Annotated in this window: 23 protein-coding genes; 11 read left to right on the top strand and 12 right to left on the bottom strand. The window is 31.2% G+C overall.

From position 1 onward, the window contains the following. Position 1 precedes the first annotated feature (1 nt). The 4 genes from Q4512_RS04645 (at position 2) to Q4512_RS04630 (ending at position 3,518) form a co-directional block, all read left to right on the top strand. On the top strand, positions 2-979 hold the full coding sequence (locus Q4512_RS04645) for a polyprenyl synthetase family protein (protein WP_303422117.1): 978 nt from the start codon (positions 2-4) through the stop codon (positions 977-979). Between the two features lie 66 nt (positions 980-1,045). Further along, positions 1,046-1,609: an RNA polymerase sigma factor gene (locus Q4512_RS04640; RefSeq protein WP_303422114.1), complete on the top strand. Its 564-nt coding sequence runs from the start codon at positions 1,046-1,048 to the stop codon at positions 1,607-1,609. Further along, a complete protein-coding gene (locus tag Q4512_RS04635; protein ID WP_303422112.1) occupies positions 1,596-2,411 on the top strand; it encodes a hypothetical protein in 816 nt (271 codons plus the stop codon). The genes Q4512_RS04640 and Q4512_RS04635 overlap by 14 nt, the downstream gene beginning before the upstream one ends. A 27-nt stretch (positions 2,412-2,438) precedes the next feature. Further along, the gene (locus Q4512_RS04630) at positions 2,439-3,518 is read left to right on the top strand and encodes a hypothetical protein (RefSeq protein ID WP_303422109.1); all 1,080 of its coding nucleotides are present in this window, start codon (positions 2,439-2,441) and stop codon (positions 3,516-3,518) included. Positions 3,519-3,591: 73 nt separating this feature from the next. Here the strand turns inward: Q4512_RS04630 and Q4512_RS04625 are convergent, their stop codons facing one another. Further along, a complete protein-coding gene (locus Q4512_RS04625) occupies positions 3,592-4,209 on the bottom strand; it encodes a MarC family protein (protein ID WP_303422108.1) in 618 nt (205 codons plus the stop codon). A 107-nt stretch (positions 4,210-4,316) separates the two neighbouring features. Next, positions 4,317-5,807: an aminotransferase class V-fold PLP-dependent enzyme gene (locus Q4512_RS04620; RefSeq protein WP_303422105.1), complete on the bottom strand. Its 1,491-nt coding sequence runs from the start codon at positions 5,805-5,807 to the stop codon at positions 4,317-4,319. A 191-nt stretch (positions 5,808-5,998) separates the two neighbouring features. Here Q4512_RS04620 and dnaG point away from each other — a divergent pair, with 191 nt between their 5' ends. Beyond that, positions 5,999-7,957 (top strand): DNA primase, encoded by a 1,959-nt coding sequence (gene dnaG, locus Q4512_RS04615; protein ID WP_303422103.1) that lies wholly within the window; start codon positions 5,999-6,001, stop codon positions 7,955-7,957. Here dnaG and Q4512_RS04610 read toward each other — a convergent pair. Together Q4512_RS04610 and nadE are read right to left on the bottom strand one after the other, a co-directional pair. Then, entirely contained in the window at positions 7,952-8,578 is a 627-nt protein-coding gene (locus Q4512_RS04610) for a response regulator transcription factor (protein WP_303422100.1), read from the bottom strand. The genes dnaG and Q4512_RS04610 overlap by 6 nt on opposite strands. A gap of 105 nt (positions 8,579-8,683) precedes the next feature. Beyond that, positions 8,684-9,472 (bottom strand): NAD(+) synthase, encoded by a 789-nt coding sequence (gene nadE / locus Q4512_RS04605; protein ID WP_303422097.1) that lies wholly within the window; start codon positions 9,470-9,472, stop codon positions 8,684-8,686. Between the two features lie 78 nt (positions 9,473-9,550). Here nadE and gldB point away from each other — a divergent pair, with 78 nt between their 5' ends. Both gldB and gldC read left to right on the top strand, forming a co-directional pair. Further along, entirely contained in the window at positions 9,551-10,513 is a 963-nt protein-coding gene (gene gldB, locus Q4512_RS04600; RefSeq protein WP_303422095.1) for a gliding motility lipoprotein GldB, read from the top strand. Next, positions 10,513-10,848, top strand: a complete 336-nt coding sequence (gldC, locus tag Q4512_RS04595; RefSeq protein ID WP_303422093.1) for a gliding motility protein GldC — start codon at positions 10,513-10,515, stop codon at positions 10,846-10,848. The genes gldB and gldC overlap by 1 nt, the downstream gene beginning before the upstream one ends. Before the next feature lie 70 nt (positions 10,849-10,918). Here the strand turns inward: gldC and aqpZ are convergent, their stop codons facing one another. From aqpZ to purH, 7 genes are all read right to left on the bottom strand, one after another. Then, positions 10,919-11,620 carry an aquaporin Z gene (gene aqpZ / locus Q4512_RS04590; RefSeq protein ID WP_303422090.1) on the bottom strand — a complete coding sequence of 234 codons (702 nt, stop codon included), beginning with the start codon at positions 11,618-11,620 and terminating at the stop codon, positions 10,919-10,921. Positions 11,621-11,794: 174 nt separating this feature from the next. Then, positions 11,795-13,072: a rod shape-determining protein RodA gene (rodA, locus tag Q4512_RS04585; protein ID WP_303422088.1), complete on the bottom strand. Its 1,278-nt coding sequence runs from the start codon at positions 13,070-13,072 to the stop codon at positions 11,795-11,797. A gap of 3 nt (positions 13,073-13,075) precedes the next feature. After that, positions 13,076-15,004 (bottom strand): penicillin-binding protein 2, encoded by a 1,929-nt coding sequence (mrdA, locus tag Q4512_RS04580; protein ID WP_303422086.1) that lies wholly within the window; start codon positions 15,002-15,004, stop codon positions 13,076-13,078. Then, positions 15,001-15,507, bottom strand: coding sequence for a rod shape-determining protein MreD (locus tag Q4512_RS04575; RefSeq protein ID WP_303422083.1), 507 nt, complete (start codon positions 15,505-15,507; stop codon positions 15,001-15,003). The genes mrdA and Q4512_RS04575 overlap by 4 nt, the downstream gene beginning before the upstream one ends. Continuing rightward, positions 15,500-16,321: a rod shape-determining protein MreC gene (mreC, locus tag Q4512_RS04570; RefSeq protein WP_303422081.1), complete on the bottom strand. Its 822-nt coding sequence runs from the start codon at positions 16,319-16,321 to the stop codon at positions 15,500-15,502. The genes Q4512_RS04575 and mreC overlap by 8 nt, the downstream gene beginning before the upstream one ends. Before the next feature lie 18 nt (positions 16,322-16,339). Next, positions 16,340-17,368 (bottom strand): rod shape-determining protein, encoded by a 1,029-nt coding sequence (locus Q4512_RS04565; RefSeq protein ID WP_303422078.1) that lies wholly within the window; start codon positions 17,366-17,368, stop codon positions 16,340-16,342. Between the two features lie 334 nt (positions 17,369-17,702). Beyond that, on the bottom strand, positions 17,703-19,235 hold the full coding sequence (purH, locus tag Q4512_RS04560) for a bifunctional phosphoribosylaminoimidazolecarboxamide formyltransferase/IMP cyclohydrolase (RefSeq protein WP_303422076.1): 1,533 nt from the start codon (positions 19,233-19,235) through the stop codon (positions 17,703-17,705). 197 nt (positions 19,236-19,432) lie between these two features. Here purH and Q4512_RS04555 point away from each other — a divergent pair, with 197 nt between their 5' ends. Next, entirely contained in the window at positions 19,433-20,683 is a 1,251-nt protein-coding gene (locus tag Q4512_RS04555) for an ABC transporter permease (RefSeq protein WP_303422073.1), read from the top strand. A gap of 103 nt (positions 20,684-20,786) precedes the next feature. Here Q4512_RS04555 and Q4512_RS04550 read toward each other — a convergent pair whose 3' ends face one another. Beyond that, the gene (locus tag Q4512_RS04550; protein WP_303422070.1) at positions 20,787-21,242 is read right to left on the bottom strand and encodes a GAF domain-containing protein; all 456 of its coding nucleotides are present in this window, start codon (positions 21,240-21,242) and stop codon (positions 20,787-20,789) included. Positions 21,243-21,335: 93 nt separating this feature from the next. On the opposite strand from Q4512_RS04550, the gene xrtF reads away from it, so the two are divergent. The 3 genes from xrtF to Q4512_RS04535 are packed head-to-tail and all read left to right on the top strand — an operon-like array spanning position 21,336 to position 22,776. Further along, entirely contained in the window at positions 21,336-21,884 is a 549-nt protein-coding gene (gene xrtF / locus Q4512_RS04545) for an exosortase family protein XrtF (protein ID WP_303422068.1), read from the top strand. Then, positions 21,877-22,305, top strand: a complete 429-nt coding sequence (locus Q4512_RS04540; protein WP_303422065.1) for an exosortase F system-associated membrane protein — start codon at positions 21,877-21,879, stop codon at positions 22,303-22,305. The genes xrtF and Q4512_RS04540 overlap by 8 nt, the downstream gene beginning before the upstream one ends. Positions 22,306-22,362: 57 nt before the next feature. Next, on the top strand, positions 22,363-22,776 hold the full coding sequence (locus Q4512_RS04535) for an HYC_CC_PP family protein (protein ID WP_303422063.1): 414 nt from the start codon (positions 22,363-22,365) through the stop codon (positions 22,774-22,776). The last annotated feature ends 64 nt before the right edge of the window (positions 22,777-22,840 follow it).

Here is a 22,840-nt window from a genome sequence, read left to right as displayed (position 1 = left end):
CTTGAAAATTGTTGAACAAATAAAACAACCTATTACTTATGAGATGGAACTTTTTGAACAAAAGTTTCAACTTTCTATGTCTTCTAAAGTAGCATTGTTAAACAGAATTACACATTATATAGTAAATAGAAAAGGAAAACAAATGCGACCAATGTTTGTATTTCTGGTTTCTAAAATGGTGTCTAATGGTGAGGTTAGCGAGCGTACTTACAGAGGAGCTTCTGTAATTGAGCTTATTCATACTGCAACTCTAGTTCATGATGATGTGGTAGATGAGAGTAACAGACGTCGTGGTTTCTTTTCTATAAACGCACTTTGGAAAAACAAAATTGCTGTACTAGTTGGCGATTATTTACTCTCAAAAGGGTTGCTTCTTTCTATAGATAATAACGATTTCGATTTGCTAAAAATCATCTCTATTGCTGTTCGCGAAATGAGTGAGGGCGAGCTTCTTCAAATTGAAAAAGCTAGAAAATTAGACATTACAGAAGATATCTACTACGAAATTATTAGACAAAAAACAGCAACCTTAATTGCTGCTTGTTGTAGCCTTGGCGCTGCATCTGTAAAGCCAGAATCTGATCATGTAGAAATTATGCGTAAGTTTGGAGAACTTATTGGTATGGCTTTTCAAATAAAAGATGATTTGTTCGATTATGGAAAAGAACAAATTGGTAAGCCAACAGGAATAGATATTAAAGAACAAAAAATGACCTTGCCATTAATTCATGTTTTAAATCACGCAAGTAAAAAAGATAAAAAGTGGTTAATTAACTCTATTAAAAACCACAACAAAGACCAAAAGCGAGTAAAGCAAGTTATTGCTTTTGTAAAAGATAATGGTGGATTGGATTATGCCGTTTCTAAAATGAAAGCATTTCAACAAGAAGCTTTGCAAATCCTTCAAAAGTATCCTGAAAATCAATATAGAAATTCACTTGAACTTATGGTGAATTATGTGATTGATAGAAAAAAATAAACTCCAGGCAACCTTTCTTATTCTTTTTGCGTCTTTATAAATAGAAGCTAATACGTACGCAATATTTTGAAAGTAATTCAACTGCATAAAAACGAACCCTTGCTTATAAAAAAAGCAATTAAAAACAATCGTGAAGCGCAACACGTATTGTTTCAGTTGCATGCACCAAAAATGTTAAGTGTTTGTCGTTATTATATTAAAGACACACAGTTTGCAGAAGAAGCCATGTTAAACGGGTTTTTCAAAGTTTTTCAAAATTTAAAAAGCTTTAAAAGTGAAGGTAGTTTTGAAGGTTGGATTAGACGTATCATGGTTAGAGAATCTATTTCCTATTTACGAAAGAAAAAGCAAATTGAATTTTCTGAAGATGTACTAGTAGAAGATGTAAATACTTTTAATAATATACAAACCAATATGGAAGTTGCAGAAATACAGCAGCTGATTGATAATTTACCAGAAGGGTATAAATTAGTTTTTGTAATGTATGCTATAGAAGGGTATAAACATCAAGAAATAGCAAAGATTTTGGGGATTTCGGAAAGTACTTCCAAATCCCAATTATTTAAAGCTAGAAAAGCGCTTCAGCAAAAAATTAAAGAATTAAACAAAGCAGGGTATGGCACCAATTAAATTCGAAGAAAATATAAAAGAAAAGTTGGAAAAGCGAACGCTAGAAACATCTGCAAATGCTTGGGCTAATTTAGAGCAACAATTAAATACAGACTCTAAAAAACAAGATAAAGCGAAGTTTTGGTGGATTGGTGTTGCAGCAAGTTTTATCGGGTTGCTATTTGTAGTACAATATTTTATGCGTCTTGATACTACTAAATCGGTTGTTACTCCAATCGTTGTAGCATCAGAAAACGAAAATGTAAAACATGCTATAGAACCTGTAGAGCGCATTAAAAAGACAGCGCCAATTGTTCTAGAACAAGCCGAAAATATATCCGAAAATAAGAAAGTTAAATCCGCTTTGACTTATAAAAATGAACCTGTAAATAAAGCTGTAAGTAAAGATGATAACAACATTAAAAAATCAATAAATAGCACTAAAAGAAAGCCGTTATTAGTTAATAATATAGCGATCGCTACTAAAGAAAATGAAACATTAAAAGCGTTAAACAATGCAATAAAAGTAGAAGAAGAAATCGTTGTTTCTGTAACAAAAATAACTGGTTCCTTAAAAAAGGAAGAAACTCAAATGACCACTTTAGAAACTACAAAATCTGAAATAGAGTCACTCTTAGAAGCTGCAAATAAAAAGATGCAATTAACAGAGAATCATGCTGTAAAGTCTATTTCTGTTGATGCAAATGCTTTACTAGAAGATGTAGAAACAGCAATGCCTCCATCGTTAAGAGGACAATTATTTAAAGTAATCGAAAAGAATTTTAAAACTGCAACAACTGCAGTTACAAATAGAAACGAGTAATAAATCATCATTAAAAAACGAACAAAAATGAGAACAATAACCCAATACGTAATCGGTATTATTTTAGTGTGTGCTACGCAATTTGTTGCAGCACAAGAAAACCCAAACATTTTAAAAATAGAAGCTTTAGAAACAAGAAAAGAACACGTTAAAACCCAAGAAAAAGAATTTTTAAAAGAAGAAGTAAAACGTATAAACGATAAATTAGATACTGGTGAAATTTCCAGTGAACAAGCTGAAGAACTCAAACAAAAGGAAGCAGAAAAACATGCTTTAAATATTGAGAACAGAATTGCGATTATTGATAATAAAATTGCGCTGTTAGAGCGAAACGAAGAAGTAACTTCAGATGTTGGTGCTAATTTAGACGGTATGATTATTCAAATCGGTAAGGGAGAAGATTCGGATGAATTTGATAAAGGTGGCATCTATATTGGGCCTAAAGATAAAGCGATTCCAAAGGTTTATGATAGAAGAACAACTAGCGATATGGTTTTTGCAATAGGTTTTAATAATGCAATAATTGAAGGGCAATCGTTAAGCGATTCACCATATAAATTAGGTGGTTCAGGATTTGTAGAATTAGGTTGGGCTTGGAAAACAAGATTGTTTAAAAACACCAATGCAGTACGTTTAAAATATGGTCTTTCTGTACAATGGAATAAATTAGATGTAAAAGATGATAAATTCCTGACAGAAACAGAGGGAGTTGTGTCTTTAGAAGAAAGTGCGTTTAATTTGAAAAAGTCGAAATTTAGAACGACAAACTTAGTAATACCAATTCATTTTGAATTTGGGCCATCTAAAAAAATAGAAAAGGATACATATTTTAGATATTCGACATACAATAAGTTTAAAATTGGTGTAGGTGGTTATGCAGGTGTGAACTTAAGTTCTATGCATAAAACAAAATATAAACTAGATGGCGATAGAGAAAAGGATAAAGAAAGAGATTTAAACACCAATCCTTTTGTTTACGGAGTTAGTAGTTATGTTTCTTTTGGTAATGTAGCAGTTTATGCTAAATACGATTTGTCTCCTTTATTTAAAGATCAAATAATAGACCAAAACAATATATCTTTAGGATTACGATTTGATTTAGATTAATATTATTGGAGTTAATGGATAAAAAAAGCATCATTTATTTGGTGCTTTTTTGTTTCGTTAATAAACTTTACTGCTATTTTAATACTACAAAAAAGTCTTTAAGCCCACTTAAAATACTTTGTACTGCATAAGCTGCTAGTATTAATCCCATAATTTTACTAATTACAGTAATACCATATTCTCCAACACGTTTTTGTACAATGTTAGCAGTTAGAAGTATTACCATAGTTATAATAATAACAATTGCAATTAAAATAGTTGTAACCGCTTGTTGTTCTATAGAATAGATGTGATTGTCTGTTAAAAGTACAGCTGCCATTATTGCTCCAGGAGATGCAATAGACGGTATTGCTACAGGGAAAATGGTTACATGTTTGTAATCTTTTATTAGGTGTTTTTCAGATTCTGGTTTGCCTTCTCCAAAAATCATGGTTAAGGCAAAAAGAAATAAAATAACGCCACCCGAAATTTGAAAAGCATCTAAGGTTACCTGCATTCCTTCTAAAATGATTTGACCAACAATTATAAAAAATAGGAGAATTAAAAAAGCAATAAAAGAGGCCCTTATTGCTACTTTTTTCTTGTGCTTTTCGCTTAATTGTTTGGTTGCTTCTAGGTAAACTGGTACTGAGCCTAGAGGGTCTACAACAGCAATTAAAAAAAGAATTTTAGTGAATATTTCTGCAAACATATGCTGTTAGAGTTTTAAATTTATAGATGATTTTTTATACATCATAAATAACCATTTTTATTTAAAAAAAGTTGCTATTTTATTATTAATTTTATTTTTTATAAACCTTATAAATAGTACTTAATACTAAGTTTTTGATGCATTTTTATTCCTTCTCTTACAATAATTTCTATTGATTCTTCTATGTCTTTTTTTGTAGTTCTAAAATTTACAATACAGGTTCTTAAACAGTATGTATCTTTTATAATAGCATTAGATAAAAATATTTCTCCATTTGCTTGTAAGGTATCTAATAATTTTTCATTTAAAATATTTAAATACTCCTCATTTTTGTTTTTACCCAAATTCTCTGGGACATATCTAAACGTAGCTATACTTAAGTTTTGAGTTAGGGCTTCCAGTTCTCTATGCTCTTCTGCCAATGTATAGAAATACTTAGACAATTCTATATCTTCTCTTATCAGTTTTTTGTAACCGCTACTTCCTATTTGTTGTAGTGCAAGCCATACTTTTAAAGCCCTAAAACCACGAGAGTTTTGTAGTCCATATTCAAAGTAATTTAGTGAGCCTCCTTCTTCTGTTAGACTGAAATTATAATATTCTGGATGCGAGCTATACGTGTCAATTAGATGTTTTGGGTTTTTCACCAAAGTACAGCCAGCTTCTAATGGACTATATAGCCATTTATGAGGGTCTAAAGCAATAGAGTCGGCTTCTTGTATCCCGTTAAATATTGCTTTTAATTCAGGAACTATTGCAGCAGGAACACCATAAGCACCATCAATATGAAACCATAAATCCTTTGTTTTGCAAATAGTAGCAATGGCCTCTAAATTGTCTACAACTCCTGTGCTTACATCTCCAGCAGTGCCAACGACCATAAAGGGTTGATGTCCTTTTTTTAAGTCTTCTTTTATAGTTTGTTTTAAAATATTAATATTCATTTTGTTGGAAGTATCTGTAGGAATCCAACGAACAGATGTAGATCCATGTCCAAATAAGGTAGCAGCTTTGTCTATCCAAGTATGTGTAGATTTTGAGCAGTATGTAATTAGTTTTTTTTCAGTACTTGATAGTCCGTTTTCTTTAATGTTGCTAGGAGCCTTTGCAGTTCTTGCAGCTAAAAAAGCAGTAAAATTTGCCATGTTTCCACCACTAACTAAAACGCCTCCATAACTTGGAGATACACCAATAAATTCGGCTAACCATTTAATAGTTTGTTTTTCTATTTCTGTAGCTATCGGACTTAATATTTGTCCGCCAACATTTGCATTTACAGAAGCAGCTAGTAAATCTGCTAAAGCTCCAATTGGCGCAGCAGAAGACGTGATAAAACCAAAAAATTTAGGATGCCCATTAAATAAGGAATGCTCTAATAGTAATCTAGAGGTAGAAGTAAGTAATTCTTCTGCTGGTAATCCATTTTTGGGTAAGGAGGCCTCTCCCAATATTTCTTGTAATTCTTTTGGAGTCTTACTAGTTGTTACCGGTTTTTCTGGAATCGTATCTAGAAAATTAGATATGGTGTCTATGAGTTGGTAGCCTATTTTTCTAAATTCGGCTTTATTGATTGCAATGCTGTTTTGTCTTGTTTTCATTTTTAGATTAATTTGGTTTCATATTGCAATTTTGTATGTGATTTGTTTTTAGTTGTTTAGATTGGTTTCTGAACGAAGTTAGAAGAAAATTTCTATAAACCAAAGTATCCATCCTTCATTAATTTTTAAACCAATATCTTTTATATTACATTTACAGAGTAATTCCGCGAAAGCGAAAAAATCTTCCATAATTGATATCAAAATCCACCATAGATCAAGTGTTTGAAACCTCTAGAGTAGAAGAGGTTATTGGCGATTTTGTGCAATTAAAAAAGTCGGGAAGCAGCTTTAAAGGCTTAAGTCCGTTTAGTGAAGAACGTACACCAAGTTTTATGGTTTCTCCAGTAAAACAAATCTGGAAAGATTTTAGTACAGGAAAAGGAGGGAATGCTGTTGCTTTTTTAATGGAGCATGAGCATTTTACCTATCCAGAAGCTATAAAATATTTGGCTAAAAAGTACAATATTGAAATTGAAGAAACAGAACAAAGTAACGAGCAAAAAGAACAAGCTAACGAGCGAGAAAGTTTATATTTAGTAAGTGAATTTGCAAGTACTTATTTTCAAAATACATTATTAAAAACCGATAAAGGCAAAGCCATAGGTTTAAGCTATTTTAAAGAGCGTGGTTTTACAGATGAAACCATTAAGAAATTCGCTTTAGGTTATTCTTTAGACGAATGGCAAGCCTTTACAGACGAAGCTTTAAAACAAGGATATAAACTAGAATTTCTTGAAAAAACAGGGCTGACTATTGTAAAAGGAGAAAAACGTTTTGATCGATTTAAAGGTCGTGTCATGTTTCCTATACAAAGCATGAGTGGTCGTGTGCTAGGTTATGGAGGTCGTATTTTAACAAACGATAAAAAAGCTGCGAAATATTTAAATTCGCCAGAAAGTGATATTTACCATAAAAGTAAAGTTTTATATGGTATTTATCAAGCCAAGCAAAGTATTGCAAAAGAAGATAATTGCTACTTGGTAGAAGGGTATACCGATGTCATTCAGTTTCATCAAACAGGAATTCATAATGTGGTTTCTTCATCAGGGACAGCATTAACGCCAGACCAGATTCGTTTAATAAATAGACTAACTAAAAACATAACGGTGCTTTTTGATGGAGATGCTGCAGGTTTACGTGCTTCGCTTCGCGGAATTGATTTAATTCTAGAGCAAGGTATGAATGTTAAGATTTGTACTTTTCCGGAAGGAGAAGATCCAGATAGTTTTGCAAAAGCAAATACTTTAGAGGAGTTAAGTGAATATTTAATTGCAAATGCACAAGATTTTATTCAGTTTAAAGCATCAGTTTTATATGAAGAATCTAAAAATGATCCTATTAAAAAAGCAGAAACTATTAGAGATATTGTAAATAGTATTGCTAAAATTCCAGATAGAATAAAAAAGGAAATTTATATTCAAGAGTGTTCTAGAATCATGGATATTAGTGAGCAAGTATTGTTTACCACCTTAGCGCAAATCACGAATAAAGACGTTCAAGAAACACATAAAGAGAAAAGCAAAGAACAAGCCGCTTTTCAAGTTATTAAGCATGAGCAACCTAAAAAAAAGGTAGATGTGCAATATGTGCTAGAACGAAAAATTATTGAAATATTATTACTATACGGTAACAAAATAGAAGATTTTGAAGATTTAGTATTAAAAGAAAACGACAAGAATGAGCTTGTTTTAGAGCCTGTAAAACATCAAGCAAAAGTATTTGAAAAAATATATCTAGACTTGCAAGATGATGAAATGGAATTTACCAATGTAAAGTTTAAAAATTTATATTATTCTATAATAGACACTCTAAACCAAAACCCAGAGTTTTCTATAGAACAATTTGTAAATAATGTGGAGCAGGAAGTAGCTGGCGAGATTTCTACCATTTTAATGGAAGATGAACGTTATAGTTTATCAGACTGGCATAGTAAAAATATTTTCCCGAAAGAAAAAGATCAATCTATAGCACAATTAGTTAGTGAAACTATTTTAAGTTTACGCTGTTTTTTAATAGACCAAAAAGTAACCGAATTTATGCAACAAACCCTAGCAAATAAATCGGAAGTTAACAGAAGTGTACTAGAAGAAGTAAAAGACTACTCTAGTTTAAAAATGTTATTATCTAGAAAACTAAACCGCGTTTTATAATTCTAATAATTTTGCTCTATTAATTAAATCTACAATATTAGAAACGTTTAATTTTTTCATTAAACGCGCTTTGTAAGTACTTACTGTTTTTTCATTTATAGCAAGTTCTGTAGCAATTTCTTTGTTTTTTCTTCCGGTAGAAATAAGTTTTAAAACTTCAATTTCTCTTGTCGAAAGTTTTTTGTAAAAATTACCAGACCTATTTACATGTTTGCCAATAGCTAGACGTTGCGTGAGATCGTTACTTAAATAGATACCACCAGTATAGACTTTTAAAACAGCTTCTTTAAGTGTAATAATATTAGCGGTCTTACACAAATATCCAGATGCTCCAGCTTTTATTGTGTTCATGGCATATACCTCTTCTGGCTGTGCGCTAAACATAATAACTTTAACTTCAGGATGTTCTTTGTTAAGCCTTCTTAGTGCAGTAATACCATTAAGCTTGGGTAAATCAATTTCTGAAATAATAATGTCTACTTTATTCTTGCTTAAGAATTCAAAAATGGCTTCACCATCATCTAGTGAACCAACAACTTGAATGTTCGACGACGTAATAAATAGTAGTTCTAGACCTTTCCTAATTATAGGATGATGGTCTACTACCAACAGTTTAATCATAACTTTAATTTTTTAAATTCGTTATAACTGCTGAGGAAAACAACAGACGTTTTGCTATTAGTCGTTTAGTAAAAGTAATAAATTCTTTGTGAAAAAGAAAATATTTTATTTTAAATCTTTTGATATTTCACAAATAGGGATAGCTACCATTTTATGTTTGTTTGCCGAATTGTAACGTTTAAAAATTATAAAAGCTTCCTTTTGTCTTCCAGTAAAATCGTCTTCGGTTTTACCTTCATCCTGCATTTGCATTGCCCATTCCAGTTCTGGGTACGATGCTCCAATTTGGTCTTCATCACTTCTAGCATCTCCAAATAAACCATCACTTGGTGCTGCTTTTATTATAGATTCTGGCACTTGTAAATATTCGCCAAGTTGGTAGACTTCCGATTTTAGTAAATCTGCAATCGGACTTAGATCCACTCCACCGTCTCCATATTTGGTGTAAAAGCCAACGCCAAAATCTTCCACTTTGTTTCCCGTTCCCGCTACCAATAGTTTGTATAGACCTGCATGATAGTATAAAGTCGTCATTCGTAAACGAGCTCTTGTGTTTGCTAAAGCCATGTCTACTATTGCCTGGTCACCTTCTAAAGAAACTTCGGTTTTAAATTCTTCAAAAACTGGAGTTAGGTCTGTTCTTGTGTCTCTAACGTTTTTATATCGCTTTTTTAATTGGGTAATGTGCTCTTGTGCTCTTGTTACATGACTTGCTGCTTGGTGTATAGGCATTTCAATACATAAAACATCTAGTCCAGTTTCTGCGCATAAAGTAGATGTAACGGCAGAATCAATTCCGCCAGATACACCAACAACAAAACCATTCACTTTTGCGTTTAATGCATAATCTTTTAACCAATTTACAATATGATGTGCTACTTTTTCTGTTTGCATTTTTAAAGATTTTAAGACAAAGAATAGTACCTTTGCCTAACAAAAATAAACAATAGCTGAATTAATAAAAATAAGTTTATGAAGAATATTTTTTTATTTCTTTTTATTACTGTTTTATGTGTTTCCTGTAAAAAGGATTCGGACCTAGAAAAAGAAATTTCGAATATAGAAATATCTGTTGCAATTGAGCGATTTGATTTAGCATTTGCACATGCTAAACCTAATCAATTGAATGCTTTAAAGGAAACTTTTCCTTTTATGTTTTCTAACAAATACGAAGATTCTTTTTGGATTGCTAAAATGCAAGATACCTTACAAGTAGAATTAAATGAAGAAGTAGAAAAAAAATACCCGAATCTTAATTTGGTAGAGGGTGAGTTGAAAAGTCTTTTTCAACATATGAAATTTTATTTTCCAGAATTTAATGTACCTCGTTTAGTTAGTGCAACTTCGTTTGTAGATTACAGGAACAAAGTTATTGTAACCGATACTATTTCGCTTATTTCTATCGATACTTATTTAGGAAGTACGCATCCTTTTTATAATGGTATTCAAAAATATTTAGCGGCTAACTTTACCGAAAATCAAATTGTAGTAGATTTTGCTTCAAAATATGCAGAAAACTACATATACCCGAAACAGAACCAAACATTTTTAGACGAAATGATTTATTTTGGAAAGCAATTATATTTTAAAGATAAAATGATACCTTTTAAAACGGATGCTGAAAAAATTGGATATACTCAAGAACAATTAGAGTGGTCTAAAGCCAACGAAGCACAGATTTGGAGCTATTTTGTAGAACGTGAATTATTGTTTAGTACAGATGCAAAATTGGTGAATAGGTTTATTACAGAAGCACCTTTTTCAAAATTTAATTTAGTAGAAATAGATAAAGAGTCTCCAGGAAGAATAGGACAATATATAGGTTGGCAAATTGTAAAAGCTTATATGCAAAAAAATGAGGTATCTTTAAAAGAAATGCTTTCTAATGAAGCAGAAGAAATATTTAATAAATCGATATATAAACCAGAATTGTAATGGCAAAAATTAACTCGAAAATAGAATTAAACGTAGCGCTAGACGAAAATAGAGTTCCAGAAAAACTACATTGGACAGCAGAAGACGGAGGTATTAGTAATCAAGAAGCCAAAGCGATGATGCTTTCGGTTTGGGATAGCAAAACACAAGAAATGTTGCGCATTGATCTTTGGACTAAAGACATGCCTGTAGATGAAATGAAAGTGTTTTTTCATCAAACATTAGTTGCTATGTCTAATACATTTAACAGAGCAACACAAGACGAAAAAATGACAGCAACTATGAAGGATTTTTGTGATTATTTTGCGGAGAAATTAGAGCTTAAAAAAGATTAATTTTCATTTTAAAAACAAAAAGCGTCCCGATAATTATCGGGACGCTTTTTTAGTTACAGTCTATTTAGAGCTAATCCTTGTTAGGAGCCATAAACTTGTAAACAAGACCAGCTAAAATAGCACCTACAATTGGTGCTACCCAAAATAACCATAGTTGTCCCATTGCTTCTGCACCAACAAATAATGCTTGACTAGTACTTCTTGCAGGGTTTACAGATGTATTTGTAACCGGAATACTTATTAAGTGTATTAATGTTAATGCTAAACCAATAGCTAAACCACCAAAACCAGGGGAAGCATTTTTATGTGTAGCACCTAAAATTACTATTAAAAACATAAAGGTCATTACTACTTCAATTAGTAAAGCCGATGTCATGCTAAACGTATGACCATATTGTTCTACTCCATAGAAATTTGTTGCAAAATCTCCCGCCTGCGAGTAGCCGGAAAAACCATCCATACCACTAACAATAGAATAAAGAATCGCAGCACCTGCAATACCACCTAATACTTGTGCTATTATATAACCTGGTAAGTCTTTTGCTTCAAAACGTCCTCCTACAAAAAGGCCAATAGAAACAGCAGGGTTAAAATGCCCTCCAGAAATATGCCCTAAAGCATAAGCGCCAGTTAAAACTGTAAGTCCAAAAGCAAGTGAAACACCTACCAAGCCTATTCCTATGTTAGGAATTCCTGCAGCTAAAACTGCACTACCACAACCACCTAGTACTAACCAGAAAGTACCAATAAACTCTGCTAATAATTTTTTCATTCTTTAATATTTTAGTTAATTAGTTATAATGCGCTATGTGTTAGCGCATTATATAAATATAAGCAATCGTGTGATTTTTCTTGTTTTTAAGAAAAGGAGATTATTGTTTTTTTAGATGAAGTGAGCTATTTAAGCTATAAGTAGTAAAATAATGCCGTTTTTGAAGTCATTATCTTACCATTCATTAATTCGGTTAGAATCTAACTTAATAAATATAAAAAGTAAAATAGTAAATCCCCAAAGACCAGAACCACCATAACTAAAAAAAGGAAGTGGTATTCCAATAGTAGGAATTAAACCCATTACCATACCTATGTTTATCATAAAATGAAAAAATAAGATGGAGGCGACAGAATAGCCATATACTCTACTAAATTGCGATTTTTGTAGTTCGGCTAATTTTAAAACACGAAGCATTAAGAGCACAAAAATGATAACTACAAACATGCTTCCTAGAAACCCCCACTCTTCACCAACAGTACTAAAAATATAATCGGTATGTTGTTCGGGAACAAATTTACCAGTGGTTCTAGTTCCTTCAAGAAAACCTCTCCCAGAAAAGCCTCCAGAGCTAATAGCTTTTTCCGATTCATACAAGTTATAAAGAATATCTCTACGCATTTCTGCAACTTTTTGAGGATCTTTTTCTAATCGTAACCAAAGACTAATTCTGTCTTGTTGGTGTGGCTGCAATATGTTTTGGTAGAAGAATTTAATCCCAAAGGCAATCACTATACATGCTAATGCAGTAAGTATTGGTTGTAGAACTACAGGCTTCTTTTTCTGAATAAAGTAGTTTGTTACAATAAATAGTATGGCAAAAACCGAAGTAATTATTGGTCCGAATTTTAAAGCTAAAATAGAAATAGCAACTAATGCTAATGCTAGTGTTAAGTAAATTTTTGGTAAACCTTCTCGATATAAAACAAAAAAGAAAGAAGCGTAAACCAATGTGCTTCCTGCATCATTTTGAAGTAGTATTAAAAAAGCTGGAATTATAATAATAATAAACGTTCTTATTTGATCTTTAAACGTTCTTATATCTGTGTTTAAATCGCTTATGTATTTTGCAGCAGCCAGAGCAGTTGCTGCTTTAGCAAATTCACTGGGTTGTATAGTCATGCCTCCAATGCCATACCAGGATGTTGCTCCATTTACATTTTTACCAAAAAGAAATAAGCCAACTAAAGATAACATGGAAACAATGAATATTAAACTGGAAAACCGTTCATAAAACTTAGCATCAATAGATAGAATAAAAATAATAAGCAAAAGCGTTAAACCAATAAACATTAGTTGTTTCCCATAAGGTTGTGAAATATCTAAATAATTTATAGTTGTTCCTGTGTGTGAAGCAGATAAAATATTCATCCAGCCAAATACTACTAAAATTAAAAATAAAATTATAGTGACCCAATCAAATTTAAAATGTCTATCTGTTTGTCTAAACATAGGTTATATCTCTAATTTGTTTAGCTTGGTTCTTAGTTTATTTGCTTCTTCTATAGGAATAACTTGTAGTTTTGTTTCTCCATTTATTTTAAAAGGCTCTCCAGAATATGGTTTTGCATATTCATCTTCAAGACTATGAGATAATATCCAGTTTTCAAGATCTGTTCTTGTAACTTCACCTTTAATGTATTTTTCAATCATTAAACTAGCAATACGTCCAGCAAAGCGTCCTCCCCAATATCCATTTTCTACAAATACAGCAATGGCAATTTTAGGATCGTTCTTTGGAGCAAAAGCTACAAATATGGAATGGTCTGTTAATTGTACTCTTGTACTATCCATTTTTACAAAATTTTCAACAGTACCAGTTTTTCCGCAAATATCTATGCCAGGAACTTGTAAATGACTTGCAGTACCATGTTTATAAACGCTAAGCATGCCTTCAATTACAGGTTCAAAATGTTGTTTGTCTATGGTTGTATATTTTGGTATTGTAAAGTTTGGGTCTAAAGTTTCATCTTTAATTTCTTTAATAATATGTGGTGTAAAATAATAGCCTCTATTTGCAATAGCAGCAATCATATTTGCTAATTGTATTGGCGTTGTGGCAACTTCGCCTTGACCAATGGCATTAGAAATAGTGTATGTGGAATAAAACGTTTTCGGATATATTCCTTTATAGTAATCTCTGTTCGGGATTCTTCCTTTTTGACCAACGTATAAATCGTTATTTAAAAAGTTTCCTAAACCAAAACTTTTTACATGATCACTCCAAATGTTAATTCCTAAGGAAGCGTTTTCGGGTTTGTCTAAAATTCTTCGATATACGGTTGCAAAATAGGCATTACAAGATTCTTGTATACCGTGCACCATATCGTTTCTTGTACCACTTCTACAATGGCATTTCATAAATCTGTTACCGTATTTATATCCCGCGTAACAGGTTACTTTTTCATCTGTAGAAATAACGCCTTCTTGTAAAGCGACTAATGCATTCATTAATTTAAAAGGGGAACCTGGTTCGTATACACCTTGAATACTTCTATTAAATAATGGTTTTGCTATAGAATCTCGTATTAGTTTGTTAAAATTTTTAGAACGCTCTCTACCAACTAATAAGTTAGGGTTGTACGTTGGTGCAGCTACCATCGATAGTATTTCTCCCGTACTTGGCTCAATAGCAATAATACCACCACGTTTGTTTGTCATTAAAATTTCACCATAGGCTTGTAAGGTAGCGTCAATGGTTGTTTTAATGTCTTTTCCAGATTCTGGTAGTGTATCAAATTTACCTTTTTTATAAGGCCCAATATTTCGATTAAATCTGTCTTTTTGTATAAATTTTATTCCCTTAACACCTCGTAATGTTTTTTCATAAGAAGCTTCAATTCCTTGCATACCAATTAAATCTCCCATTTTGTAATAGGGATTTTTGTTCATAATACGTTGGTTTACTTCGCCAATATCACCAAGTACATTGGCTCCAATAGTAGTTTCGTAATTTCTTAATGAACGTTTTTGGATGTAAAATCCTTCAAATTTTCGCATTTTTTCCTGTAAAACAGCATAATCTTCTTTAGAAAGTTGCGGAAGAAAAACATAAGGCAATCGTGGAGAGTATTTGTAAGCTTTATTGTAGGTTTTAATAAATTGCTCTTTGTCTATTTTTAATAGTGAGCAAAATTCTAAAGTATCCAGTGCTTTTACTTCACGCGGAATTACCATCACATCATAAGATGGTTGGTTAGAAACCAGAAGCTTTCCGTTTCTATCGTAAACAAAGCCGCGTTTTGGGTAGTCAAATACCTTACGAATAGCATTGTCTTCGTATAAATTATTGGAATTATCTTGATATACTTGAAGGAAAAAAAGCCTTGCAATAAATAGAATACCAACAAAGATTATGGAGATGAAAAGTAAAAGTTGTCTCATTTTGTTTTTCTACGGAATATAGTGGTTACTAAAACACTTAGTATAATAGTAAATATACTTGAGAATAACGTTTTTTGTAGCACTAAAATTATCTGTGAAAAGTTAAAAACTTCTAAAAGAAATAATATTAGATGATGCAGTACAGTAAGTATGCTTAAATAGGTGAGTTTTGCGCCAAATTCTATTTGATTAAATTTAATAGTTTGATGCTCATAAGCAGCACCAAAACAAAATTTTAAAACAGCAGGTCTAATAAAAGCTATGGTTACACATGCAGCTGCATGCATACCGCCAGAATCTAAAAACATATCTAAAGTTATACCTAATAGAAAACTTAATAGTAAAAATACCATTCTGTTGTTCTTTACTGGAAATAATAAGATAAATAGAATGTATATATACGGGTTTATATAGCCAAGAAAATTAATATGCGATAATACTAATATTTGTGAAAGCACTAATACTATAAATCGGATTGCATTTGAAGAAATTACACTATTCATCTGCAGGATTTAATAAGTTATTAATTTCTTTCGTGTCTTTATTTTCGATCACATATACGTGCTCGATAGTTGTCATGTCATTAAATAATGCCACATTTATTTCGTAAAAATCTTCAGCAGCATCTAGTTTAAAGTCTTTAACGATTCCAATAGGAATGCCTTTTGGAAAAATTGCAGAACGACCAGAAGTTATTATTGTATCTCCTTGAATAGGTTTAGCTTTAGATGGGATGTCGACTAATTGTACTAGTTCTGGTGTTTTTCCATTCCATTTTAGTGTGCCAAAGTCGTTGGTTCTTTTTAGTTGTGCACTAATTTTACTTTTAGTATTTAAGATAGAGAGTACCGTTGCATATTTTGTACTTGTCTTATCAATTATCCCTAAAATTCCTTTCGAGGTAATTACACCAAAATCTTGTTTAATACTATCTCGTTTCCCTTTATCAATGAGCAAGATATTAGTACTTAAAGTATAATTGTTTTTTATTACAATTGCTGGTGTGAAGTTATAAATTGAAGTGAAAGAAAGGCTGTCTAAAAAACTTGTTTTTGTTTTTCCTTCTAGATTGTATAGCGCAGATTTTAATTGGTTATTTTCTTCTTGTAGCAGGTTGTTTTGCTCTTTTAAACCAAAATACTGACTAATATTATTTGCTTTGGTATAAATACCTCCAGACAAAAAGTTTGCAGAATTTACAAATTTACTTTTCTGATACGAATGGTTTTGAATGGTAAAAACAATAGATATAAAAAACAGCAATATGTATAACAAAAAAGATTTGTTACGTAATATAAAATTAATTATTTGCTGCATGTTAAAATGGTATTACTCTTATTTAATCAATACGCTTTTGTATTTAGCAATGTTTTTAAGTGTAATTCCTGTACCACGAACAACAGCACGTAATGGGTCTTCTGCAATATACACAGGTAAGTCTGTTTTTTGAGACAAACGTTTGTCTAAACCACGTAACATAGATCCTCCACCTGCTAGGTAAATTCCAGTATTGTAAATATCTGCGGCTAATTCTGGTGGTGTTTGCGATAAGGTTTCCATAACCGCATCCTCTATACGAAGAATAGATTTATCTAAAGCCTTGGCAATTTCACGATACGATATTTGTACTTGTTTTGGTTTTCCGGTAAGTAAATCACGACCTTGAACACTCATGTCTTCTGGCGGAAGGTCTAAATCTTCGGTAGCAGCACCAATTTGAATTTTAATTTTTTCAGCAGTACGTTCTCCAACATATAAATTGTGTTGCGTACGCATGTAATAAATAATATCATTTGTAAATACATCTCCTGCAATTTTTACAGACTTATCACAAACAATTCCTCCAAGAGCAATTACAGCAATTTCTGTAGTACCACCTCCAATATCTACAATCATGTTTCCTTTTGGTTGCATAATATCTACACCAATACCAATTGCTGCAGCCATTGGTTCATGTATTAGATACACTTCTTTACCATTTACACGTTCTGCACTTTCTTTTACTGCTCGCATTTCTACTTCTGTAATTCCAGAAGGAATACAAATAACCATACGAAGCGCAGGAGTGAAGAGTTTCTTTTTTAACGCTGGAATGTTTTTAATAAACATGCTAATCATTTGCTCACTAGCATCAAAATCTGCAATTACACCATCTTTTAAAGGTCTAATTGTTTTAATGTTTTCATGCGTTTTTCCTTGCATCATACTGGCTTCTTTACCAACAGCAATAATTTTCCCAGTAATTCTATCTCTAGCAACTATGGATGGACTGTCTACAACAACTTTGTCATTGTGTATAATTAAAGTATTTGCAGTTCCTAAATCTATTGCAATCTCTTCGGTTAAGAAGTCAAAAAATCCCATTCTTTATGTTAATTATATTTGTTAAAAATCAAACCACGTAAAGGTAGTAAAACTCTTTCTAAATTTGATTTTAAAATTGATGTTTTAACACTTGAAAATCTAGATAGTTAAATGCAGCTTTTCAAGTATTTGTTTTATCGCTTTCGCGGAATTGTTTTTTCCCTAAATTGGAATAATGAATTCAGAAAAACAATAAAATATGTATTCAACCTTTCTTTTACTTTCTTTTTTTCTGAAGCATTTAGAAAAAAAAGACCTTTCCTGTTTTAAAAACCAGAAAGGTCTGGAAATTGTTGTTAATACTCTTAAAATTCCTGCTTTTGCAAGAATTTTTTTAATGTTTAAAATGTCTAGTTCCAGTAAATACCATTGCTACATTATTAGCATTGCAATAATCGATACTTAATTGATCTTTTATAGAACCTCCAGGTTGTATTACTGCAGTAATTCCTGCATTTTTAGCAATCTCTACACAGTCTGGAAATGGAAAAAAAGCATCACTTGCCATAACTGCTCCTTGTAATTCGAAATTAAAAGATTGTGCTTTATGTATGGCTTGGTTTAATGCATCTACACGACTAGTTTGTCCAGTTCCACTTGCACATAATTGTTTGTCTTTTACCAAAACAATAGTGTTCGATTTTGTGTGTTTACAAATTTTAGAAGCAAAGATTAAATCATCTAACTCTGCTTCTGTAGCTTTATTGTTAGTAGCGTCTTTTAAATCTGCAAGGGTATCTGTTTTAGCGTTTCTATCTTGCACTAAAACACCATTTAAACAAGTTCTTACTGTTGTCTGTGGGAAATCGAAATCTTTTAAAATTAATAAGATTCTATTCTTTTTACCTTTTAAAATTTCTAAAGCTTCTTCAGAAAATGAAGGAGCAATAACTACTTCACAAAATAATTTATGAATTTCTTCGGCAGTAGCTTTGTCTATTTCTGTGTTACTAATTAAAACTCCTCCAAAAGCCGAAACTGGATCTCCAGCTAACGCGTCTAAATAAGATTCTAAAACGGTTGCACGTTGTGCAAAACCACAAGCATTATTGTGTTTTAAAACGGCAAATGTTGGTGCTTCTCCTTTAAATTCATTTATTAAATTAACAGCAGCATCTACATCTAAAAGATTGTTGTAACTTAATTCTTTACCGTGAAGCTTGGTGAATATTTCATCAAAATCACCAAAAAAGAATCCTCTTTGATGTGGATTTTCACCATAGCGTAAAACCTTTCCTTGAGTTTCACTAATTTTTAGAGAAGCAATTTCATGGTTTTTGTTAAAGTAATTAAAAATAGCAGTGTCGTAATGCGAAGAAACATGAAATGCTTTTGCAGCAAATTGTTTTCTGTCTGCTTCGGTTAGGTTTCCGTTTTTTTCTGTGATTAATTCTAAAAATTCAGAATAATCATCTACCGAAGAAACGCAAATAACATCTGCATAATTTTTCGCAGCTGCACGAATTAGAGAAATTCCTCCAATGTCAATTTTTTCAATAATATCTTGTTCACTTGCTCCAGAAGCAACTGTTTTTTCAAAAGGATATAAGTCTACAATTACTACATCTATTTGCGGAATGTTATATTCTTGCATTTCTGCAATATCACCATCGTGGTTTTGCCTGTTTAAGATACCACCAAAAACTTTTGGGTGTAATGTTTTTACTCTTCCGCCAAGAATAGAAGGATATGAAGTTACATCTTCTACAGGAACGACATTGATCCCTAAATCTGTAATAAACTTTTCTGTACCACCTGTAGAATAAATGGTCACTCCTTGTTTGTTTAATTCTTTTACAATTGGTTCTAATCCATCTTTACTAAATACCGAAATTAGTGCAGATTTAATGGTTTTGTTATTGCTCATTATTGTTGTGTTGTTTGGCTGCAAAAATAGCAATATTAAGTGCTTTTTATAAGTTAATAGGTATTTGTTTTTTCAACTAAAACAAGGAGTTATTAACAACTAAGAGGTTCTAATTTGTTTTCATTTATTTGTAACAATTAATATATAAAAACGTCTTACCTTTATATCACTTTAAAAAAGTATAATATTTACTGCATATGTTACTGTACTTACGTCTCTTTAAAGAGAGTTTTTCTTTTGCAATTAGTGCCCTTGCAAACAATAAGTTAAGGACGTTTTTGTCTTTGCTTGGTGTTACCATTGGTATTTTTTCTATTATAGCTGTTTTAGCAGCAGTAGATTCTTTAGATAAGAATATAAAAGGACAGTTAGAAGGTTTAGATAAAAATACCATGTACGTTACTAAGTATTCTTTTGGTCCTACTACAATACCTAGATGGCAACGAGAAAATTATCCACAAACAGAATACGAAGACTTTATATTTTTACAAAAAAGCCTAGATGAAGTAGATGCTATGGCCTATATTATATTTGGCGGACAAGAAAATATTAAATATGAAGGTAAAATAGTAACAGGAGTAAGCGTAAATCCTGTTTCAGAAGGTATTTATGATATTGAAAACATGAAAATTGTAGCAGGTAGATTTTATACCGAATCCGAATCTGTTTCTGGTGCTCCAGTTATTGTATTAGGGAGCGCTACCGCAGAAAATCTTTTTGAAAAAATAAACCCAATAGGAAAAGAGATTCGTGTTTTTGGAAGAAAATTAACGGTAATTGGTGTGCTTAAAAAGGTTGGAAGTGGTATTGGTGATTCGCCAGATGAAAAAGCGTATGTGCCAGCAAATTTTGTAAGACGTTTTAAAAATGGTGGTTCTGAAGGACTGCCGGGAGCAGTAATTATTAGACCAAATGAAGGTGTTGATATTTCTGCTTTTGAACAAATAGTAAAACAAAAATACAGAGCATTTAGAGGATTGAAAGCAGATGAGCCAGATAATTTTTTTGTTAATAAACTTTCAGGATTAACAGATGTTATTGATAGTATAATTAGTGTTTTGAATTCTGCAGGATGGCTAATTAGTGGTTTTTCTCTACTTGTTGGAGGTTTTGGTATTGCAAATATTATGTTTGTTTCCGTAAAAGAAAGAACCAATTTAATTGGAATTCAAAAATCATTAGGAGCTAAAAATAAATTTATTTTGTTTCAGTTTTTATTTGAGGCAGTAATTTTAGCTATAATTGGAGGTGTGGTAGGTCTCATTTTAGTATTTATTGTTGCTAAAATTGTATCACAACTAACAGGTGACTTTGAATTTGTATTATCTATGTATAATATGTTTTTAGGATTTGTTTTATCTACTTTTATTGGCGTTGTTTCTGGTGTGATTCCAGCTATTTCTGCTTCAAAATTAGATCCAGTGGAAGCCATTAGAACAGGAATGTAAGATAGAAATTTAAGTGCTTTCGAAATCTAAAAAAAAATAAATTCCAAAAAGTAGGATGTTAATCTAATACTTTGTGGAATTTATTTTTTGGTTTAATATATGTTTACAGCAGTGTTGCTACTTGAGTGCAAACAAACTCTAAGAAACGTTCGTCAGCTTCGGTAAAAGGATCTGGTGTATTAGAGTCTATATCTATTTGACCAATATTTTCGCCATTTACAAAAATAGGAATTACAATCTCGGCTTTTACAGTAATACTACAAGCTATATAATTATCTTGTGCAGCAACATCTGGAACCACAAAGTTTTTATTGCTAACAGCAACTTGACCACAAATACCTTTACCAAAAGGAATAATAGTGTGGTCTGTAGGTTCGCCAACGTAAGGCCCTAGTTTTAATTCGTCTTTATCACCATTTTTAAAATAAAAACCAACCCAATTATAATAGGTAATATGTTCTTCAAGAAGCGTACAAATAGATAATAATTTATTATCCTTAGACGTTTCTTTGTTTGTAATAATGGTAATTATTTCAGGTTTTAATTGTTCGAAATTCATATGTTTCATTAACTTTTGGCAAAAGTATTCAAAAACCAATATATTTAAACCCTTTTTACATAAATTTAACCATGTAAATTAAAAGTAATGCCATTGAAGCACCTTTTTATAAAATATAAGTCTGTACTAAAATTTATAGCAACCTTTTTGTTGGTGTATGCTATTTTAACTTTTAGTTATAAATTCTTTTTGCAATTTTCTTCTGGCGAGAAATATTATCCAGATTATATGACCAATTTGGTAGCAAAGCAGAGTAAAGAAATACTGAATGCTTTAGATTATAGAGTAGAGCTTTTGCCACATCCTAATGAAGCATCGTTAAAATTAATTATTAACGAAAAATATGTTGCTAGAGTTATAGAAGGTTGTAATTCGGTGAGTATTATTATTTTATTTATATCGTTTATAATAGCATTTGCAAGTAAATTTAAAATAACAGTGTTGTATATTTTTGCAGGAAGTGTTTTAATTTATATTGCTAATTTGGTTAGAATAGCCATTTTGTCTATTGGGTTATATCATTACCCTTGGCGAAAAGATATTCTGCATACGGTAATTTTTCCAGCAATAATTTATGGTATGGTTTGTTTGCTTTGGATTGTTTGGGTAAATCGTTTTTCAAAAATTAAAAGAAATGCATAAACTAACAAAATATAGTTTGTTGTTAGTTTTGGGTATTTTACTCATACTAATTCGTGTGTTTGAAGAGCAAATTTTCTACGATCCGTATTTGTCTTTTTTTAAAAATGACTACTTGTATTTAGATTCGCCAAGACAAGAAACATTTAAACTTACTATGTTTACCGTTTTAAGATATGTTATTAATTCAGTTATATCTTTAGCGATTTTGTTTGTTCTTTTTAAAGATAAAAACATTATTAAATTTTCGATAATTTTATACTCTATATCTCTAGTATTACTTTTAATATTATTTCTATATTTTATTATTAGTCCAAAACAAGAAGACTATTATTTATTCTTCAATATTAGAAGGTTTTTAATTCAGCCTCTTATTCTTTTACTGTTAATTCCTGCTTTTTATAATTATAAAAAACAGGAATAATTGTTAATGATTTTGTAAAACAAGTTTTATACATTTTGTTTTTTGTAATTTTGTAAGGTGATAAAACAAGTTTTACATAATTTTTTTTCTATAACATTAGCTTTTTTAGTTTTGTTTTCAACTGTTTCTCTTACTGTTGAAAAACACTTTTGTGGTGATGTTTTAGTAGATGTTTCCATCTTTACAGAAGGAGAAAAATGTGCTATGGAAGCTTTTGAAATGAAACAGGCAGCTATCACAAAAAAAAATTGCTGTAAAGATCAAATCGATTTTGTTCAAGGTCAGAAAGATTTAGCTATTAAAAATTTTGACGATTTAGAATTTGAACAACAGCTATTTTTAACATCCTTTGCGTATATTTATATTAATCTTTTTGAAGGTTTGCCAGAGCAAATTATTCCGCATAAAGATTACTCTCCACCAAACTTAATTGTAGATCTGCAGTTAGTTAACGATACTTTTCTTATTTGATTTATTAAGTAATTATTTAGTCTTCAATTTATTTTGAAGAAAATAAACATGCTGAAATCTTTCA

This window comes from Oceanihabitans sp. 2_MG-2023 (assembly GCF_030547245.1).
Lineage (GTDB): Bacteria > Bacteroidota > Bacteroidia > Flavobacteriales > Flavobacteriaceae > Oceanihabitans.
This window is presented reverse-complemented; position numbering and strand designations above follow the sequence as displayed.

What these genes read in the sequence shown, in the direction of transcription:
- Q4512_RS04630 (WP_303422109.1), top strand. Translation starts at nt 2,439, where the DNA reads ATGAGAACAATAACCCAATACGTAATCGGTATTATTTTAGTGTGTGCT.
- nadE (WP_303422097.1), bottom strand. Translation starts at nt 9,472, where the DNA reads ATGCAAACAGAAAAAGTAGCACATCATATTGTAAATTGGTTAAAAGAT.
- Q4512_RS04610 (WP_303422100.1), bottom strand. Translation starts at nt 8,578, where the DNA reads ATGATTAAACTGTTGGTAGTAGACCATCATCCTATAATTAGGAAAGGT.
- mreC (WP_303422081.1), bottom strand. Translation starts at nt 16,321, where the DNA reads ATGCAGCAAATAATTAATTTTATATTACGTAACAAATCTTTTTTGTTA.
- mrdA (WP_303422086.1), bottom strand. Translation starts at nt 15,004, where the DNA reads ATGAGACAACTTTTACTTTTCATCTCCATAATCTTTGTTGGTATTCTA.
- Q4512_RS04575 (WP_303422083.1), bottom strand. Translation starts at nt 15,507, where the DNA reads ATGAATAGTGTAATTTCTTCAAATGCAATCCGATTTATAGTATTAGTG.
- rodA (WP_303422088.1), bottom strand. Translation starts at nt 13,072, where the DNA reads ATGTTTAGACAAACAGATAGACATTTTAAATTTGATTGGGTCACTATA.
- Q4512_RS04555 (WP_303422073.1), top strand. Translation starts at nt 19,433, where the DNA reads ATGTTACTGTACTTACGTCTCTTTAAAGAGAGTTTTTCTTTTGCAATT.
- Q4512_RS04565 (WP_303422078.1), bottom strand. Translation starts at nt 17,368, where the DNA reads ATGGGATTTTTTGACTTCTTAACCGAAGAGATTGCAATAGATTTAGGA.
- Q4512_RS04550 (WP_303422070.1), bottom strand. Translation starts at nt 21,242, where the DNA reads ATGAATTTCGAACAATTAAAACCTGAAATAATTACCATTATTACAAAC.
- gldC (WP_303422093.1), top strand. Translation starts at nt 10,513, where the DNA reads ATGGCAAAAATTAACTCGAAAATAGAATTAAACGTAGCGCTAGACGAA.
- gldB (WP_303422095.1), top strand. Translation starts at nt 9,551, where the DNA reads ATGAAGAATATTTTTTTATTTCTTTTTATTACTGTTTTATGTGTTTCC.
- Q4512_RS04540 (WP_303422065.1), top strand. Translation starts at nt 21,877, where the DNA reads ATGCATAAACTAACAAAATATAGTTTGTTGTTAGTTTTGGGTATTTTA.
- Q4512_RS04635 (WP_303422112.1), top strand. Translation starts at nt 1,596, where the DNA reads ATGGCACCAATTAAATTCGAAGAAAATATAAAAGAAAAGTTGGAAAAG.
- purH (WP_303422076.1), bottom strand. Translation starts at nt 19,235, where the DNA reads ATGAGCAATAACAAAACCATTAAATCTGCACTAATTTCGGTATTTAGT.
- Q4512_RS04625 (WP_303422108.1), bottom strand. Translation starts at nt 4,209, where the DNA reads ATGTTTGCAGAAATATTCACTAAAATTCTTTTTTTAATTGCTGTTGTA.
- aqpZ (WP_303422090.1), bottom strand. Translation starts at nt 11,620, where the DNA reads ATGAAAAAATTATTAGCAGAGTTTATTGGTACTTTCTGGTTAGTACTA.
- Q4512_RS04620 (WP_303422105.1), bottom strand. Translation starts at nt 5,807, where the DNA reads ATGAAAACAAGACAAAACAGCATTGCAATCAATAAAGCCGAATTTAGA.